The 13,803-nt window shown below is 66.0% G+C and carries 16 protein-coding genes; 8 read left to right on the top strand and 8 right to left on the bottom strand.

Annotated features, from left to right (window positions below):
- Nucleotides 1–36: 36 nt before the first annotated feature.
- Nucleotides 37–585 (bottom strand): YceI family protein, encoded by a 549-nt coding sequence (locus BEMPMBAN_RS32150; protein WP_200846202.1) that lies wholly within the window; start codon nt 583–585, stop codon nt 37–39.
- Between the two features lie 83 nt (nt 586–668).
- On the opposite strand from BEMPMBAN_RS32150, the gene BEMPMBAN_RS32145 reads away from it, so the two are divergent.
- Nucleotides 669–1,667 (top strand): TerC family protein, encoded by a 999-nt coding sequence (locus BEMPMBAN_RS32145; RefSeq protein ID WP_159235509.1) that lies wholly within the window; start codon nt 669–671, stop codon nt 1,665–1,667.
- Between the two features lie 61 nt (nt 1,668–1,728).
- Here BEMPMBAN_RS32145 and BEMPMBAN_RS32140 read toward each other — a convergent pair whose 3' ends face one another.
- A complete protein-coding gene (locus BEMPMBAN_RS32140; protein WP_159235508.1) occupies nt 1,729–2,427 on the bottom strand; it encodes a mycothiol-dependent nitroreductase Rv2466c family protein in 699 nt (232 codons plus the stop codon).
- Nucleotides 2,424–3,212, bottom strand: a complete 789-nt coding sequence (locus tag BEMPMBAN_RS32135) for a maleylpyruvate isomerase family mycothiol-dependent enzyme (protein ID WP_159235507.1) — start codon at nt 3,210–3,212, stop codon at nt 2,424–2,426. Before BEMPMBAN_RS32135 ends, BEMPMBAN_RS32140 begins: the two co-directional genes overlap by 4 nt.
- 128 nt (nt 3,213–3,340) lie before the next feature.
- On the opposite strand from BEMPMBAN_RS32135, the gene BEMPMBAN_RS32130 reads away from it, so the two are divergent.
- On the top strand, nt 3,341–4,279 hold the full coding sequence (locus tag BEMPMBAN_RS32130; protein WP_159235506.1) for a hypothetical protein: 939 nt from the start codon (nt 3,341–3,343) through the stop codon (nt 4,277–4,279).
- A gap of 292 nt (nt 4,280–4,571) precedes the next feature.
- Here BEMPMBAN_RS32130 and BEMPMBAN_RS32125 read toward each other — a convergent pair whose 3' ends face one another.
- From BEMPMBAN_RS32125 to BEMPMBAN_RS32115, 3 genes are all read right to left on the bottom strand, one after another.
- The gene (locus BEMPMBAN_RS32125; RefSeq protein ID WP_159235505.1) at nt 4,572–6,227 is read right to left on the bottom strand and encodes a nuclease-related domain-containing DEAD/DEAH box helicase; all 1,656 of its coding nucleotides are present in this window, start codon (nt 6,225–6,227) and stop codon (nt 4,572–4,574) included.
- Nucleotides 6,228–6,340: 113 nt separating this feature from the next.
- A complete protein-coding gene (locus tag BEMPMBAN_RS32120) occupies nt 6,341–6,568 on the bottom strand; it encodes a hypothetical protein (protein ID WP_200846201.1) in 228 nt (75 codons plus the stop codon).
- Nucleotides 6,565–6,921, bottom strand: coding sequence for a hypothetical protein (locus BEMPMBAN_RS32115; RefSeq protein ID WP_234897819.1), 357 nt, complete (start codon nt 6,919–6,921; stop codon nt 6,565–6,567). Before BEMPMBAN_RS32115 ends, BEMPMBAN_RS32120 begins: the two co-directional genes overlap by 4 nt.
- 124 nt (nt 6,922–7,045) lie before the next feature.
- On the opposite strand from BEMPMBAN_RS32115, the gene BEMPMBAN_RS32110 reads away from it, so the two are divergent.
- The 6 genes from BEMPMBAN_RS32110 (at nt 7,046) to BEMPMBAN_RS32085 (ending at nt 11,284) form a co-directional block, all read left to right on the top strand.
- Nucleotides 7,046–8,071: a TIGR03617 family F420-dependent LLM class oxidoreductase gene (locus BEMPMBAN_RS32110; protein ID WP_159235504.1), complete on the top strand. Its 1,026-nt coding sequence runs from the start codon at nt 7,046–7,048 to the stop codon at nt 8,069–8,071.
- 144 nt (nt 8,072–8,215) lie between these two features.
- On the top strand, nt 8,216–8,605 hold the full coding sequence (locus BEMPMBAN_RS32105; RefSeq protein WP_159235503.1) for a TA system antitoxin ParD family protein: 390 nt from the start codon (nt 8,216–8,218) through the stop codon (nt 8,603–8,605).
- A 40-nt stretch (nt 8,606–8,645) separates the two neighbouring features.
- Nucleotides 8,646–9,227 (top strand): ATPase, encoded by a 582-nt coding sequence (locus tag BEMPMBAN_RS32100; protein WP_159235502.1) that lies wholly within the window; start codon nt 8,646–8,648, stop codon nt 9,225–9,227.
- Nucleotides 9,228–9,270: 43 nt separating this feature from the next.
- The gene (locus BEMPMBAN_RS32095; protein ID WP_159235501.1) at nt 9,271–10,605 is read left to right on the top strand and encodes a plasmid pRiA4b ORF-3 family protein; all 1,335 of its coding nucleotides are present in this window, start codon (nt 9,271–9,273) and stop codon (nt 10,603–10,605) included.
- A 98-nt stretch (nt 10,606–10,703) separates the two neighbouring features.
- Complete coding sequence (locus BEMPMBAN_RS32090) at nt 10,704–11,021, top strand: hypothetical protein (protein WP_159235500.1); 318 nt, start codon at nt 10,704–10,706, stop codon at nt 11,019–11,021.
- Nucleotides 11,018–11,284 (top strand): hypothetical protein, encoded by a 267-nt coding sequence (locus tag BEMPMBAN_RS32085; RefSeq protein ID WP_159235499.1) that lies wholly within the window; start codon nt 11,018–11,020, stop codon nt 11,282–11,284. The genes BEMPMBAN_RS32090 and BEMPMBAN_RS32085 overlap by 4 nt, the downstream gene beginning before the upstream one ends.
- A 15-nt stretch (nt 11,285–11,299) precedes the next feature.
- Here BEMPMBAN_RS32085 and BEMPMBAN_RS32080 read toward each other — a convergent pair whose 3' ends face one another.
- Complete coding sequence (locus BEMPMBAN_RS32080) at nt 11,300–12,385, bottom strand: fatty acid desaturase family protein (protein ID WP_159235498.1); 1,086 nt, start codon at nt 12,383–12,385, stop codon at nt 11,300–11,302.
- A 291-nt stretch (nt 12,386–12,676) separates the two neighbouring features.
- Entirely contained in the window at nt 12,677–13,765 is a 1,089-nt protein-coding gene (locus tag BEMPMBAN_RS32075; protein ID WP_234897818.1) for a hypothetical protein, read from the bottom strand.
- Nucleotides 13,766–13,803: the final 38 nt, after the last annotated feature.

Below are 13,803 nucleotides of genomic sequence, written 5' to 3'. Positions count from 1 at the left end.
CACGCGCCCGTCGAGGGTTCCCGAATGACGTCCCGGTTAACCCGCCACGCGCTCCGCGGTGAACGACACCGTCACCTCGTCGGTGACCTTCATCGCGCCCATCATCATCGAGTACGGCTTCAACCCGAAGTCGGAGTGCCGGACCACGGTCTCACCGGTTATTTTCCAGGTCTCGCCGCGCTCGTCGACGTGAACTTCGACGGCGTGGGCGCGTACTGTGCCGTGGATCTCCAGCGTCCCGTCGAGGCGGTAGCCGCCGTCGCTGCGGGTGACGTCGTCGGTCTGGAACCGGATCCGCGGATACCGGCCGGCGTCGAAGACCTTCAGCGCGTTCGACCGCGCCAGTGCCTTCTCCGGACCGGACAGCCCTTTCACGCCACCCTCCCCACGCATTACCTCCAGGGAATCGACGTCGACCACCACCGCCACCTCGGCGGGTTCGTCGTCGGCCCAGCGCACCGTGGCCTGCCAAGGCATCGTCAGGGTCAGCCGGTGCCCCATCGTCGCCGCCGGGCCGCTGACGCCGGTGGTCACCAACAGCTCACCGTCGGAGGAATCGAACTGCCACACCGCCGCGGACGCCATCAGCTGAATGTAGCCCCATCTTTGACGGCCGCCGGATGTCCCGCAACGATGGAGAAAACCGAGACGCGGAGGTCAGCCGACAGATGCTCGATATCAGCCCGTTGGTGTGGGGTGCGACGATCGGCGTGATCATCGCCCTGCTCGCGGTGGACCTGACGCTGGCCGCGATACGGCCGCACCGCGTGGGGTTCCGGGAGGCCACCGCATGGTCGGTGTTCTACATCCTGGTCGCCATCGCGTTCGGGGTGTGGTTCACCGTGAACTACGGCGGCGGCTTCGGCACCGAGTACTTCGCCGGCTACATCGTCGAGAAGAGTCTGTCGGTCGACAACCTGTTCGTGTTCGTGATCATCATCGCGACGTTCGCGGTCCCCGAGGAGCATCAGCACAAGGTGCTGACGTTCGGCATCATCCTGGCGCTGATCATGCGGGCGATCTTCATCGCGCTCGGCGCGACGCTGCTGGCGCTGTTCTCGTTCATGTTCCTGCTGTTCGGCATCCTGCTGATCTACACCGCGATCCAGTTGTTCCGGCACCGCGACGAGGACCCCGACATCGAACAGAACATCATGGTCCGGGCGACGCGGCGCTTCCTGCCGGTCACCGACGAATATCACGGCGGCAAGCTGATCACCCGCGTGGACGGACGCCGCATGGTGACGCCGCTGGTGGCGGTGCTCATCGCGATCGGCAGCGTGGACCTGCTGTTCGCGCTGGACTCCATCCCGGCCGTCTTCGGCATCACCGCCGAGCCCTACATCGTGTTCACCGCGAACGCGTTCGCGCTGCTCGGCCTGCGTGCACTGTTCTTCCTGGTCAAGGGCCTGCTGGACCGGTTGGTATACCTGTCCACGGGGTTGTCGATCATCCTCGCGTTCATCGGCGTCAAGCTGGTGCTGCACTGGGCGCACGTCGACATCGACCCACGCGTGCCGGAGGTGGACACCTACGTCAGCCTGGTGGTGATCGTGGTGATCCTCGCGGTGGTGACCGTGGCCAGCCTGGTCAAGACGCGCAGCGACCCGACGGCCAGGGCCCATGCCGGTTCGCTGCGGGCCACCCGGGACGACGACAAACACTGACCTCCGTTAAGACTGCACTCACGTCGGAGAATTCCAAGTAGAGCACGCCGCCAGCGCAGTCTCAACGAAGCTTGTCGAAGGTGACGACCTCGCCGCGGTTGATCGACACCCAGTCGCGGGCTTCCAGGTACGGGCGGAAGGTCTCGGCGATCTGCTGCTGGTCCGCCGCGGTCTTCGGCCGCTGCAGCTCGTAGAGGTGCGGGAACTCCGTCCACGCGGTCACCGCGTCCCACAGCCGCAGCGCCGCTTCGCCGGAGGGCGGGTCGATGAGCACCGGCCCGAACAGGCACTGCCCGTCCGGAAAGAACAGCGTGGGCACGCCGTAGCCGCCGGCATCGACGACACGCTGATGGTCGGCCATCACCTCGTCGCCGGTCGTCGGGTCGGCGATCGCCTGGTCGACCAGGCCCGGATCGAAACCCAATTCTTCCAGAAGGTGTCGGGCGACGGCCTTTTCGTGCGGCTTGTGCCCCTCGACGTGCAGCGCCCGCGCGGCGCGTTCGTACCAGGCGTCGACGTCGGCCATCGACTGTCGGCGCAGCAACGCGCCGATGCGCATCATCGACCAGCCGTAGGACCACTCCCGCTCCCACGGGTGCTTTTTGCCTTCCTGACGGTTGATCTCCTCGAGGCTGAAGAACCGCCAGTTCACCTGCAGGCCGGTCAGCTCGCGCACCTCGCGGATCCACCGTGACGTCTGGTATGCGTACGGGCACATCACGTCGAAGTGGAAGTCAACGGAGACAGGGCGTCTGCTCACATCGTGAACCTCAGGTTGCGGGCGGCGCGGTCACCGAGTTCGTCGTCACCGGTCCAGCTGATCGCCCCGGAGTCGATCTGGGCCTGCGGGTCGATGCGGCCGCAGGCCAGCATGACGAACGTGGCGGAGTCCGTCGTCACCGTGACGTCCGGGTGGTCGAGATGCTCGACCCTTGCGGCCCTGCCGTCGACGGCGACGTGGAGCCGCCGGGTAAGGGGTCCGGTGAGGTCGAACGTGAGGCTCTTGCCGTCGGGCAGGCCGACCTTCTTGCCGACGATGTAGCCGATCGAGTTCTCCACCTCGGCCAGCGCGATTTCCGCGGCGACGCCGGTGTCGTCGGTGGCCCGGCCGAGTGGGATCGTGATGTCGCGCTCGTGCACCCAGAAGTCGAAGACGCGGATCGCCAGGAAGCGGCCGTAGGTGCCGGGGCCGACGGGCGTCCAGCAGGGGCGGTCGAGGTCGTCGTCGGCCAGCGCCGCTAGATCCCGACGCCGCAGGTCGTAGACGGCGCGGACCTTGTCGGGGTAGGGGGTGCTGTCGGTGAGGAATTCGCCGGCCCGCTCGAACGGTGGCGGTGTCGTGCTGTCGTCTGGCAACCAACCGGCCATGACGGCCTCGATGCTGGTGACATGGTCGACGACGCCGCGGACCGTCCAGTCCGGGCACAGCGACTGCGCCTGCCACTCGTCGTCGCTCAGCTCCGCGCACAGCGCTTCGAACGCGGCGTAACAGTGCTGCAGGGCGCTGCGGAGCTCATCGAGGCTCCTGGTCTCTGGCTGGCCCACGACCTCTCCTCCGGTTGTTCCCCCGCCTCATGTCTAGCGTTGAGACTGCGCTGGCGGCGCCGAAATGAGCAAAAAGTCCGCCACCAGCGCAGCCTCAACGTGTCAGTGGTCACTCGTAGTGTCTGCTCATGGCAGCAAGACGGCAGTTGACGGACGGGGAGGGTTTTGTCGCCTGTTTCATCCTGGTGCTGATCGTCGGGTTCATCATCAAGTACATCTGGTGGGTCGTCGGCGCGGGGGCGTTGGTGGGGTTGTTCTTCGTCGGCCGCGTGGTGGCGCGGGAAGTGCAGAAGCGACGCGAGCTGGCCGAGAAGCGCGAGTTCGAGCTGCGGCGGCGGGCCGATCGACAGCACCGATGGATGCTCAGCGGTGACCCTCGCGCGATCTACGGTGAGCAGGGTGCGGCCGCGATGCGCAAGGTGGCACCGTCTCCTGAGGGCGACGAGCCGGTCGCGACGATGGCGACCACGACTGCTGAGCTGACGGCGCTGGAGCGGGACAAGCCGCAGGCGTGGGAGTGGGCGCTGTTCACGTCGATCCTGTTGCAGCGCAGGGCTCCCCTGCTGCCGCGGCTACGCGACAGCGAGTTGGGTTTCACGCCGGGGGGTGGCATCCGGGTGCACACGGGTTCGGAGTTCGCGCGCACCCTCATGAGGTTGATCGACGAGATGCTCACCTCGGCCAGCCAGCTCGACAGTTTCATGGCCGCACCGGCATTCATGGCGCCGTTCCACACGTCCGACGCCGAGGCGATCAAGCACGTCGCCAATCGCGTGATGGATTACCACGAGCGGTTGCTGGAGATCTCGGAACGCTGCCGCGAGTTGTCGGTGCCGTCTCAGTACGCCGACGTACTCGCCGATTGCGCACGGCTGCTTGATGTTCCGCTGCAGAGCTACCGCGAGTTCATCGCCGAGCTGGCCGACGTGATCGAGTCCCTGCCGCAGGTGCTGGAGCATGCCACCGGCGTCGTGAACATGGGGTCCGTGGTGATGGACCTGGACCTCGACGAAGTCCAGGAGGGGTCGCGTCTCTTGAGGCGCTTGGAAGCGATCAGCAAGTCGTAGGGAAGCGTTGAGTCTGCGCTGGTGGCGGAAAACGTCGAGTAAAGCCCGCCGCCAGCGCAGTCTCAATAGCGCTCAGGCGGGAGGTCCCAGCGCGGAACCAACACGGCTTCCCCTGCAGGTTCACCGCTTCGTGGCGAGGTCGACCTCACGGCTGCGAATTGGCGCATATGCGAGGCGTTCACCGCCACCACGTCGATTTCGGTCACAGCGTCGCACAACTCAATAGCGCGCCGAAGCGCCAACCGCGGCCACAACCTCACGGCGGTGGACCACCGCCGCACCTCACCTGCGACTAAGCCGGAATATTCAGCCGCCGCGCCAGATCCGGTCCACCGACCTCCCGGATGAACTCGGGGTCGCCGCAGACGACGAGTTGGTCCCGGGCGCGCGACAGCCCGACATAGAGGCGTTCGCGGGAGCGCTCGAACGCGCCGGCCTCGTTGACGACGAGTACCACGGCCCGACGTTCGAGTCCCTTGAAGCCCAGCACGTGGCCGTAGAACACCTGCTCGGCGTCCCAGAAGCTATCCCAGTACGCTGCACTGCCACCGACTTGGCGCTCCTTCTGCTCGGGATGCCTTGTGCCGGTGGTCAGTAACGCAACGTCCTCCGGGCGCCAGCCCTGCTCCAGAAGCGACTCGACCTCGTCGTCACCGACGCCCATCGCATCCTCGCGCGTGCAGGCGACGTACTTGACGGCCGGGCCTTCACCGCCGAGGAACCGCATCGGGTGATCGACCAGCGGCTGGAACGCATTGGCGATCTGGCGGGTGTTGCGCAGGTTGTGGTCGAGGATCAGCGGGACCAACGGCACCGGCGGCGAACCGTACCGACTGAACACCCGCTGGCCTTCGTCGGTGAACAGATAGATGCCGCTGGTTTCATCGTCCTTGAGCGCGGCCAGCAGCGGATCCCACCAGGCGTCGGCGAAGTCCTGGGCCTCGTCGACGACGATCGCGTCGAACCGGTGCCCCGGGTCGAGTTCGGCTGCCAGCTCGGCCATCTGGAGCGGCAGGTCGTGTTCCCAGAACTTGACGGTCTCGTCGTTGCGCAGGGATTCGTCGGGGCCCTCGGGAGCACCCCAGGTCTTGCCGAGGTCATGGAACTCACCGACGTAGGCGGGTTGGTGGCGTCTGTTCCAGGTCGCGGTGATGCGCTCGAGGTAGGACGCCAAGCCGTGCGAGTAGCAGACCAGCGCGACACGCTGACCGTCTCGGGCCAGTCGGCGGGCCTGCTCCATGGCCAGGAAGGTCTTTCCGCTGCCGGCGCCACCGCGGATCTCTACGCGGTTCAGCAGCTTGACGGCATCCAGGATGACGGACTGGTGTTCAGTGAGAACGTCTGCGGCGTCTTCGTTTTCGAGTGCCCGGGCGACGACGCTGCGCTGCGGCAGGCCTCGTCCGCTCAGTGCCTCGTCGAGCTGGGCGACACCGTCTCGGGTGAGCATCGGCCGGTCGAGCTGCTGTTCCAGCAGGACTTGGCGCAGTTTCGCGACCATGGTCGGCAGATCGGTGCGGTCGATGACCTTCCACCGGGGACACTCGGGCAGCGCGAAACCGTCGGGCAGGTCGGTGTTGGGCAGCACGACGACGTGGTCCCACCGCAGCCGGCCCTGACTCCAGCGGGGATCCTTCTCGATGAAGTCCCGCAGGGCGTAGCACGCTTCACGGGCCTGTCGGACAGGGTCGGCTTTGTGCTCGTGGCCCCTGCGCTTGACCCACCAGGTCTCGCCGTCGTGCCAGACCTCGCCGCCTTTGACCTCCAGACAGACGATGCCTGCGCCCTCGATGGCGACGAAGAAGTCGACCTCGTGGTCCTTGAGGTGGTCGGTGACCCGCTTGCCCGGGATGACGAGATCGCCGGGCTCGAGTTGGTCGATCAACAGCTGATAGACGCGACGCTCGGCGCCGTTGGCCAGCCGAGGCGTCTCGGCGACGGTGATAGTCATGCGGCACTCCCCCCAGTGTCGCGGTTGATGGTAGCGAGCAGCACCGACGCTTCTGGCCGTCCCCGCGCGTTGAGACTGGAGCCAGGGCGGGAAAACCGCCCAAAACTCGGCCGTCAGCGCAGCCTCAACGAGCGGTAGTCGAACCACGGCTCGCGCAGCGGCTGCATCAGGTGTCCGACGGTGTGGATGTGCACGGCGTCGCGGGCGTCTTCGGCCGTCAGGTCGATGTCGTCGTCGCATCCCGCGCACTCGCCTTCGGAGTGCAACAGGATGCGGGCCGCGGCGACAGAGGATTGCCCGAACCGCATGGATTCGTCGTGCCGGTAGGAGCATTCGGTCAAGGCCAGCACCAGCTGGATCGCGGCGTCACCGCGCAGCTGCCATTCCTCCCGGGGTCCTGCGCGAAATCACCGACGACTGCCAGCGTCGCCAAGTCGACCAGACCGGGGGCCGCGATCGGCCAGTTCATCAGGGCGCGGTCGGGGCGGCCGTCGGCCCCGATGCGCGCCAACTCCGTCAGAATCGACGGCGGATCGGTGTTCAGCACGATGGCCACCGGATCGCCCATCCGCGCTTCACCGAACCCGTACCGCCACGGCCGGTAGGGACTGCGGGAATCCAGCAGCGAGATCACCGCGTCCTTCCAGTCGCTGCCCTCGACGATGTGCAGGCGTTCGGTCAGGGTTTGCGTCACCATGGAATTATCCCAGAAAGGTAGGACATCTGGCGTTGACTGCAGTTTGCTGCATGCGCTGCAGCGCCGACGGTCTCGGGCCGATTCGACCAGCGCCATACGGGTGCCGGCGTAGGGTGCGACCGTGCACGTTGACGTGATGACGACGCCCCAGCCGTTACAGCAGACCGGCGACCTCGCGCGGCGGACCCAGGCCGCACACTTCTCCGGGATGCTGTTCACCGAGACCGGCCGCACCGCGTACCTCAACGTCGCGGCGGCCGCGCTGGCGGCGCCGGGTCTGGAGTTGTCGACGGGGGTGGCGGTGGCGTTTCCGCGCAGTCCGTTCGTGACGGCGGCGACGGCGTGGGAGCTGCAGGAGGCCACCGGCGGCAACTTCCGGCTGGGCTTGGGCACGCAGGTCCGGACCCACGTGGTGCGACGCTACGGCGTGGAGTTCGAACACCCGGGCCCCCGGTTGCGGGACTACGTGCTGGCGGTGAAGGCGTGCTTCTCCGCCTTCCGGACGGGAACACTCGATCATCACGGCGACTTCTACACGCTGGACTTCATCACCCCGCAGTGGAGCGCTGGCCCGATAGACGTGCCGGATCCGAAAGTCGATGTCGCCGCGGTCAACCCGTGGATGCTGCGGATGGCCGGCGAGGTCGCCGACGGGGTGCATGTGCATCCGCTCGGCGAGCCAGGGTACATCGCGCGGCACGTTGTGCCCGAACTCGCTGAGGGAGCAGCGGAGTCAGGGCGGGCGCCGGAGGACATCGCGGTGATCGTGCCGGTGATGACGATCGTCGGCGACACCGACGAAGAGCGGCATCGCGAGCGGGAGCTGGTGCGGACCAGCATGAGCTTCTACGGCAGCACGCCGAACTACGCGTTCATCTGGGACGAGGCCGGGTTCGAAGGCACCACGGCGCGGATCCGGGAGAAGCAGAAGGCGGGCGATTTCGCCGGCATGGCTGCGCAGGTCACCGACGAGCACATCGCGGCGTTTGCGACCGAGTCGGCGTGGGACGGGCTGGCGGATGCGTTGATCGACAAGTACGGCGACACGGCGACGCGGATCGTGCTGTACAACGCGCTGGCCGATCCGGAACGGCTCGAGCGGTACGGAGAAGTGGCCCAGCGCATCTCGGGCGCTCACCAACGTTGAGGCTGCGTCCACGGTGGTGAAACCGCCGGAAATCCCGCCGCCAGCGCAGTGTCAACGCCGTGGGCGGGGCCTAGGCTCTTGTCAGACAGCGCTACCGTAGCAGACTGCTACACTCGTAGCAGACTGCTACACCGAGGAGCGTTCATGTCCGATGCCGCGGATAGAGTGACCCGGGTCGCCGCGGACCTGATGGACAGCGCCGCCACCGAAGGCGCACGTCAGAGTAGGTCGGCCAAACAGCAGCTGGACCACTGGGCGCGTGTGGGGCGGGCAGTATCAAGCCAGCACAGCGTTCCGCGCCGCAAGGTGGAAGCCGCCCTAGCTGGCGACGTTCCCCTACGAGACCTGACCGTGGAGGAAGGTGTCGTCTTCAACGCCGAGATCGGCGCCGCCATCCAGGAAACCCTCGCGAGCGCGGACTACGGCGCACTGTTGGCTGCACGAGGCATCACAACTGTGGCGCTCGACGACGACGGGGAGATAGTGCAGTACCGGCCCGACGGCAGCACTGCACGACTGGCCCGCGGCGAATGACCGCAGGGTGCACGGTCGCTGAGACCAAGAGCGCAATTCGGTGAAGCGGCTCGACCTCGTCGTCGGGTCCAACGGTGCGGGCAAGTCCACCTTCATCGAGCTGACCCTCGCGCCGTTGTTGCCACGCAGCGTCTACGTGAACGCTGACGAGATCGCGAAGCGAGCTTGGCCCGACGATCCAGCCGGGCACAGCTATGACGCGGCGCGGCTCGCGGCGGACACCCGGGCAGAGCTCATCGAACGCGGCGATTCGTTTATAGCCGAGACCGTGTTCTCACATCCATCAAAACTTCAACTCCTCGACGCCGCCCACGCGGCGGACTACGCAGTGATCCTGCACGCCGTGTTGATCCCGGAGGACCTTGCCGTGCTCCGCGTCCAACATCGGGTTCGGGCCGGTGGCCATGACGTGCCTGAATCCAAGATTCGTGAACGCTATCAACGTCTTTGGGATCTGGTCGCCGCCGGGGCTGGTCGAGCGGACGAGGCGACGTTCTACGACAACAGCGCCATCCGCGGTCCGCGTGTAGTTGCTCAACTCACCGCCGGACTCGCGGTCGGCATCCCCGTTTGGCCGGCATGGACGCCGACCCCACTCACCACACGTTGGCACGGCACGTGAGGATGGACGGAGCCGACGACGAACTGCACCATAGGAGGGACTCGTGAAGGACCGACACCTGCGGATGGTGACCGATGTCGAGTCACGACCCGATCTACGGCACGTCCGCCGGCGCGAGGTCGTCGTCTACCGGCTCAGGGTGGACATCGATCACGCCGATCCGCCGATCTGGCGACGGATCGACGTGCGCTCAGACGTGACGCTGGACTTTCTGCATCAAGTCCTGCAGGTGGCCTTCGACTGGACCGACTCGCACCTGCACCGTTTCTCGCTCGGCGGTGACGCGTTCGCTCGCGACAGTCAACAATTCCTGTGCCCGTACGACGTCGACAACGACGACGGCTGGGACGATGACGACGACGGTATTCCGGCGGCCGCGACTCGTCTGGACGAGACCCTCACCGAGGCGGGCGACCTGCTGCACTACCTCTACGACTACGGCGACAACTGGGAGCTGACGATCCGCCTCGATCAGGTGCTGCCCGCCGGGAGTGGCTGCGCTGCTGCGGTGGTCGTCGGCGGGGAGCGGGCCGCACCGCCGGAGGACTGCGGGCACCTCGTGGACGCAGTCAGCCTCGCCGAGGTGCTTCCCGACCCGACCCGCTTCGAACCGGAGCGGATCAACAAGGCGTTCGGGGGCGCGTACTTCGTGTTGCGCGAAGCGGGGGTAGACGCGCGCCTGGTCGATCTCGTCCATCAGCTCACCTTCACGGCGCACGGCGACGGCTTGACCGCGGCGGCGCTCAGCCTGGCCGGTGCGCCGCCGGACACGACCGACGTGACCGCCTCTCTGCGGGCTTTCCAGTGGTTCCTGGACCGGGCTGAAGGCAGCGGCATCCCGCTGACCGGGGCCGGCTACCTCAAACCTGCTGACGTGGAGAAGGCGGCGAAAGTCGTTCCCACAATGATGGATTGGCTCGACTTTGGGAAGAACAACCGCGAGACCCACTGCCATCCGGTCCTGTGGTTCCGCGAGTGCCTGCAGGACTTGGGGCTGCTCCGCAAGAACAAGGGCAGATTGCTGCTGACCAAGGCCGGTGAGGCTGCGCAGCGCGACGTGGACAAGCTGTGGGAGCATCTGGCCGGTCGGCTGGTTCCCAAGGCCGGCGACAAGTTCGGCATGCAGGCGACCCTGCTGATCCTCGCCTATGCCGCGGCGTCTGCCGATTCCGACCTGCCCTTCGACACTGTCGCCGCGCTGCTCACCGAGCTGGGCTGGCGCTTTTCCGACGGCCGTCCCGTCGAGGATTACGCACTGCGCCGCCTCCCCGTCTGGGTGGTCCTGACAAACGTCACCGATCAGCCCGTCACCTGGCGCCGGCGGAACGCCATCAGTCCCACGGCTGCAGCGTTGGCGCACAGGGCGCTTCGCGGCTGACGCGGCGTGTCGACGTGCCGACGGTGCGGGTGTACACGCCGCTGGACGGTACTGAACTCCTGCCGGGTCGATGATGCCCTGGGACCGACAATCCACGAATGCGGGAGGCTGATGTGCTGGCGCCGGAGATCGACTGGACACGTGCCGCAGTGATCGGGGCGCTGGCCGGTGGAGCGTTCTGGGCGATAGCTGTCTTCGTGCTGTTCTCGTCCCAAGGCGCTGCTGCCGCGTGGACGGCCGTGGGGGGCGTGGCGGTCATGATGCTCGCCATCGGCAGGTTTCTCTACCGGCGCGCCGCATCTGCCGAGAGACGCTGTTACGGAATGGGATTAATCTTGGCGCCTCTTACCGGAGTGGTCCCTGCAGCAGTGTTTCTTCTCGCCGGTGTGACGACGGAATTCGGGACGTCGATATGACAGGACCGCAAGTTGTTGGTTCGCAGCGACCGCGCGTTCTGCTGGCCGGTTTCTTCGTCGGGTTCGCGTCGGTGTGCCTGACGCTGGGAGTGTTTTGGCCGTTCGCACCGCTCTTTCCCGCTTTGGTTGCCGGCATTGCTGCGCTCATCCCCGTCAACGGGCACGTCGTGTTCGCGAAAGGGGCACTCTTCGCGACTATGGGTGTCGCAGTTTTCGAGGTTGTTCTTGTGATTCTGATGTTCGTGGGAGCTGGGCTTCGTTGAGTGCCTGACACGCCCTCAGCGACCGGCGGCCAGAGCACCGTCGGGAAATGCCAGCTTGTGGATGGTCCGCTGCGACCGGTAGTACTGACTCGCGAACGATCCGGTGTTGTACGGCAGGTCGTACTTCTCGCACAGTTCCCGTACGCGGACGCTGATTTGCGCGAGGCGGTTGCTCGGCAGGTCCGGAAACAGGTGGTGTTCGATCTGATAACACAGGTGCCCACCTGAGAATGCCAGCAGCGGTGAGGCTTTGAAGTTCGCAGCTCCGAGCATTTGCCGGAGATACCACTCACCTTTGGTCTCACCTTCGAGCACCGACGGGTCGAAGGTCTCGGCCCCGTCGGGGATGTGCCCACAGATGATGTTCACGTACACCCACAGGTTGCGCAACAGATTCGCGGTGACGTTGGCCGAGAGAGTTCGGCGCCACCGTCGGAGGCTCAGCGCGGGGAGGAACACATAATCCTTGGCCAACTGGCGGGCGGCCTTGGCGAAGAATCGGCGTTCCTCGGCCGCCCTGCCAGCTGGGGTGCCTACCCGGTCCCGCTCAGAGCGCAGACCGTGCAGGGCGATACCCCATTCGAAGGTCGCTGCCAGCAACAGGTTTCGCACTGGTGTCCACAGGTGGGGGTGGCGCCACGGTTGATCCGGTGTCACCCGCAGTAGCCGGTAGCCGATGTCCTCGTCCATGCCGAGCACGTTACTGAAGATGTGATGCCGGTAGTTGTGCGAGTACCGCCACTGCGCCGACAGCCCCGCCATGTCCCACTCCCAGCTGCTGGAGTGGATCTCGGGGTCGTTCATCCAATCCCATTGGCCGTGAGAGATATTGTGGCCGAGTTCCATGTTCTCGATGGATTTCGCGAAAGCCAACGACGCGGTTCCCAGCCACCACCCGGTCCTCGACCGGCTGCCGGCGATCACAAGACGTGCCCCTACATCGAGCGCTCGCTGAAGCAGAATCGTCCGACGGATGTATGCCGCGTCTTCCGCCCCGAGCGATTCCTCGACGTCCCGGCGAATTGCATCGAGTTCGTCGGCGATTGCTTCGACGTCTTGCGTGCTGAGATGCGTATACGTGGAGACATCGGCGATCGCCATCAGGGTTCGTCCTCGGGTGTGTGCGTCAGATCGGCGCAGTCCAGCCACCGTCGGTGTCAAGACAGCAGCCTACGGCCCCGGTCCCCAGAGCGGGCATCCAGGTTCGCCTTGCAGTGGCTGGGAGGCCGCTGCGACGAACCGCGCGTCAACTATCGCCGTCACCCTGATGCGGCGTTGAGACTGCGCTGGTGGTGAAGAAGTTCGTGTAGCCCACGCCGTCAGCGCAGCCTCAACGATCAGGTAGCGATCGGTGCAGCAGCGCAATGTTGCCACCTCTCGGCGTCGGGCGGTTCAGGCGGATCGACGGTCCACATCTCTCCAGTCGAGGGCGGCGAGGGCCTGTGCGGTCAAACCCTCGCGGATTCCACTCTGCTCGTGCGCGAACGGGATGAACACCCGCAGGATGTCGGGTACATCCAGGAGGACCTTGAGCGGGTGGTCGCCTTCCGACAGCGGCGACTCCAGCACCCGTCCCACACGCGCCGCACTCCAACGCCACGGGTCTGCCGTTCCCGATTCCACGAGTTCCCGCAGCAGGTAGCGATGGTCGCGACTGTCGAAAACCGCGCCGGCCGTGGACGCGAAGAACTCCTCGAGCAACGCCTTGGTCGCGTCAGGTTCCCAGGTGGATGGCTGATGGATGTCACCGCCTTCTGGCAAGTGACCAACCAGCCACTGCACCAGTGGCCGGCAACCGGGCCACGTCGCGGTGTCTCGAAGGATGAAGTTCTGCTTCAACCCATATTCGATCCAGGCCCGCGCATCGGCGAGGCTCATGTCGGCGGCGGTGACGTCGGGGTCGGACTCCCCGCCCACTACCTCGTCGATCGCGCCCACGAAGAAGGCTGCATCGGTGATCTCGAAGTCGTCGAGGTGGTCGATCAGAACCGCGCACGTCGCTTCCTGCCCGTCGCGGAGTCGGGCACCGATCAGGATCTGGTCGAAGTCTCCGAGCACGTGTGTCAGGCGCACGGCGCGGTACCCGTCGACGTCCCGCAGTGCGGCAACCCATGGCACTAGCTGCCCGCTGTAGCCGTTGAGCGCATCCCGGCAGCGCAGCTGTAGTTCGCCGTCCAGCAATTCGGCGAACAGCGCAACGAAGAACGCTACTTCTGGGGTGGGGTCGTTGACGAATCGCGTGATGAGGTAATCAAAGTCGAGTGGATCAGGCTGGTGGGAACGGTATTTGGCCATCGGGTCTGGCTTGGCCGCCTGGACTTGCATGCTCGCGAACACCAGGAGCGTCCATGGATCTCCAAGGTTCGGCGGGTTCCGTCGCGGATCGTCGCGGGGTGGTTCGGCGTCGGCGCTGCGCTTCCGTGCTCGCTGTTTGTCCCGCCGCTTCTTCCTGGCCTTGCGTCGTGTGCGTGCGTCAGTCATGGCGCGGACGGTACTCGCGAGCAGGGACATGTCAGATC

The sequence above is a fragment of the Mycolicibacterium austroafricanum genome (assembly GCF_902705885.1).
GTDB classification, from domain to species: domain Bacteria; phylum Actinomycetota; class Actinomycetes; order Mycobacteriales; family Mycobacteriaceae; genus Mycobacterium; species Mycobacterium vanbaalenii_A.
Note: the sequence above shows the minus strand (reverse complement) of the source record. Positions and strands in the feature narration are given on the sequence as shown.

Coding starts and splice junctions, on each gene's coding strand:
- BEMPMBAN_RS32080 (WP_159235498.1), bottom strand. CDS start 12,385: ATGGCGATCGCCGATGTCTCCACGTATACGCATCTCAGCACGCAAGAC.
- BEMPMBAN_RS32090 (WP_159235500.1), top strand. CDS start 10,704: ATGCGGGAGGCTGATGTGCTGGCGCCGGAGATCGACTGGACACGTGCC.
- BEMPMBAN_RS32105 (WP_159235503.1), top strand. CDS start 8,216: ATGTCCGATGCCGCGGATAGAGTGACCCGGGTCGCCGCGGACCTGATG.
- BEMPMBAN_RS32125 (WP_159235505.1), bottom strand. CDS start 6,227: ATGACTATCACCGTCGCCGAGACGCCTCGGCTGGCCAACGGCGCCGAG.
- BEMPMBAN_RS32150 (WP_200846202.1), bottom strand. CDS start 585: ATGGCGTCCGCGGCGGTGTGGCAGTTCGATTCCTCCGACGGTGAGCTG.
- BEMPMBAN_RS32075 (WP_234897818.1), bottom strand. CDS start 13,765: ATGACTGACGCACGCACACGACGCAAGGCCAGGAAGAAGCGGCGGGAC.
- BEMPMBAN_RS32085 (WP_159235499.1), top strand. CDS start 11,018: ATGACAGGACCGCAAGTTGTTGGTTCGCAGCGACCGCGCGTTCTGCTG.
- BEMPMBAN_RS32145 (WP_159235509.1), top strand. CDS start 669: ATGCTCGATATCAGCCCGTTGGTGTGGGGTGCGACGATCGGCGTGATC.
- BEMPMBAN_RS32130 (WP_159235506.1), top strand. CDS start 3,341: ATGGCAGCAAGACGGCAGTTGACGGACGGGGAGGGTTTTGTCGCCTGT.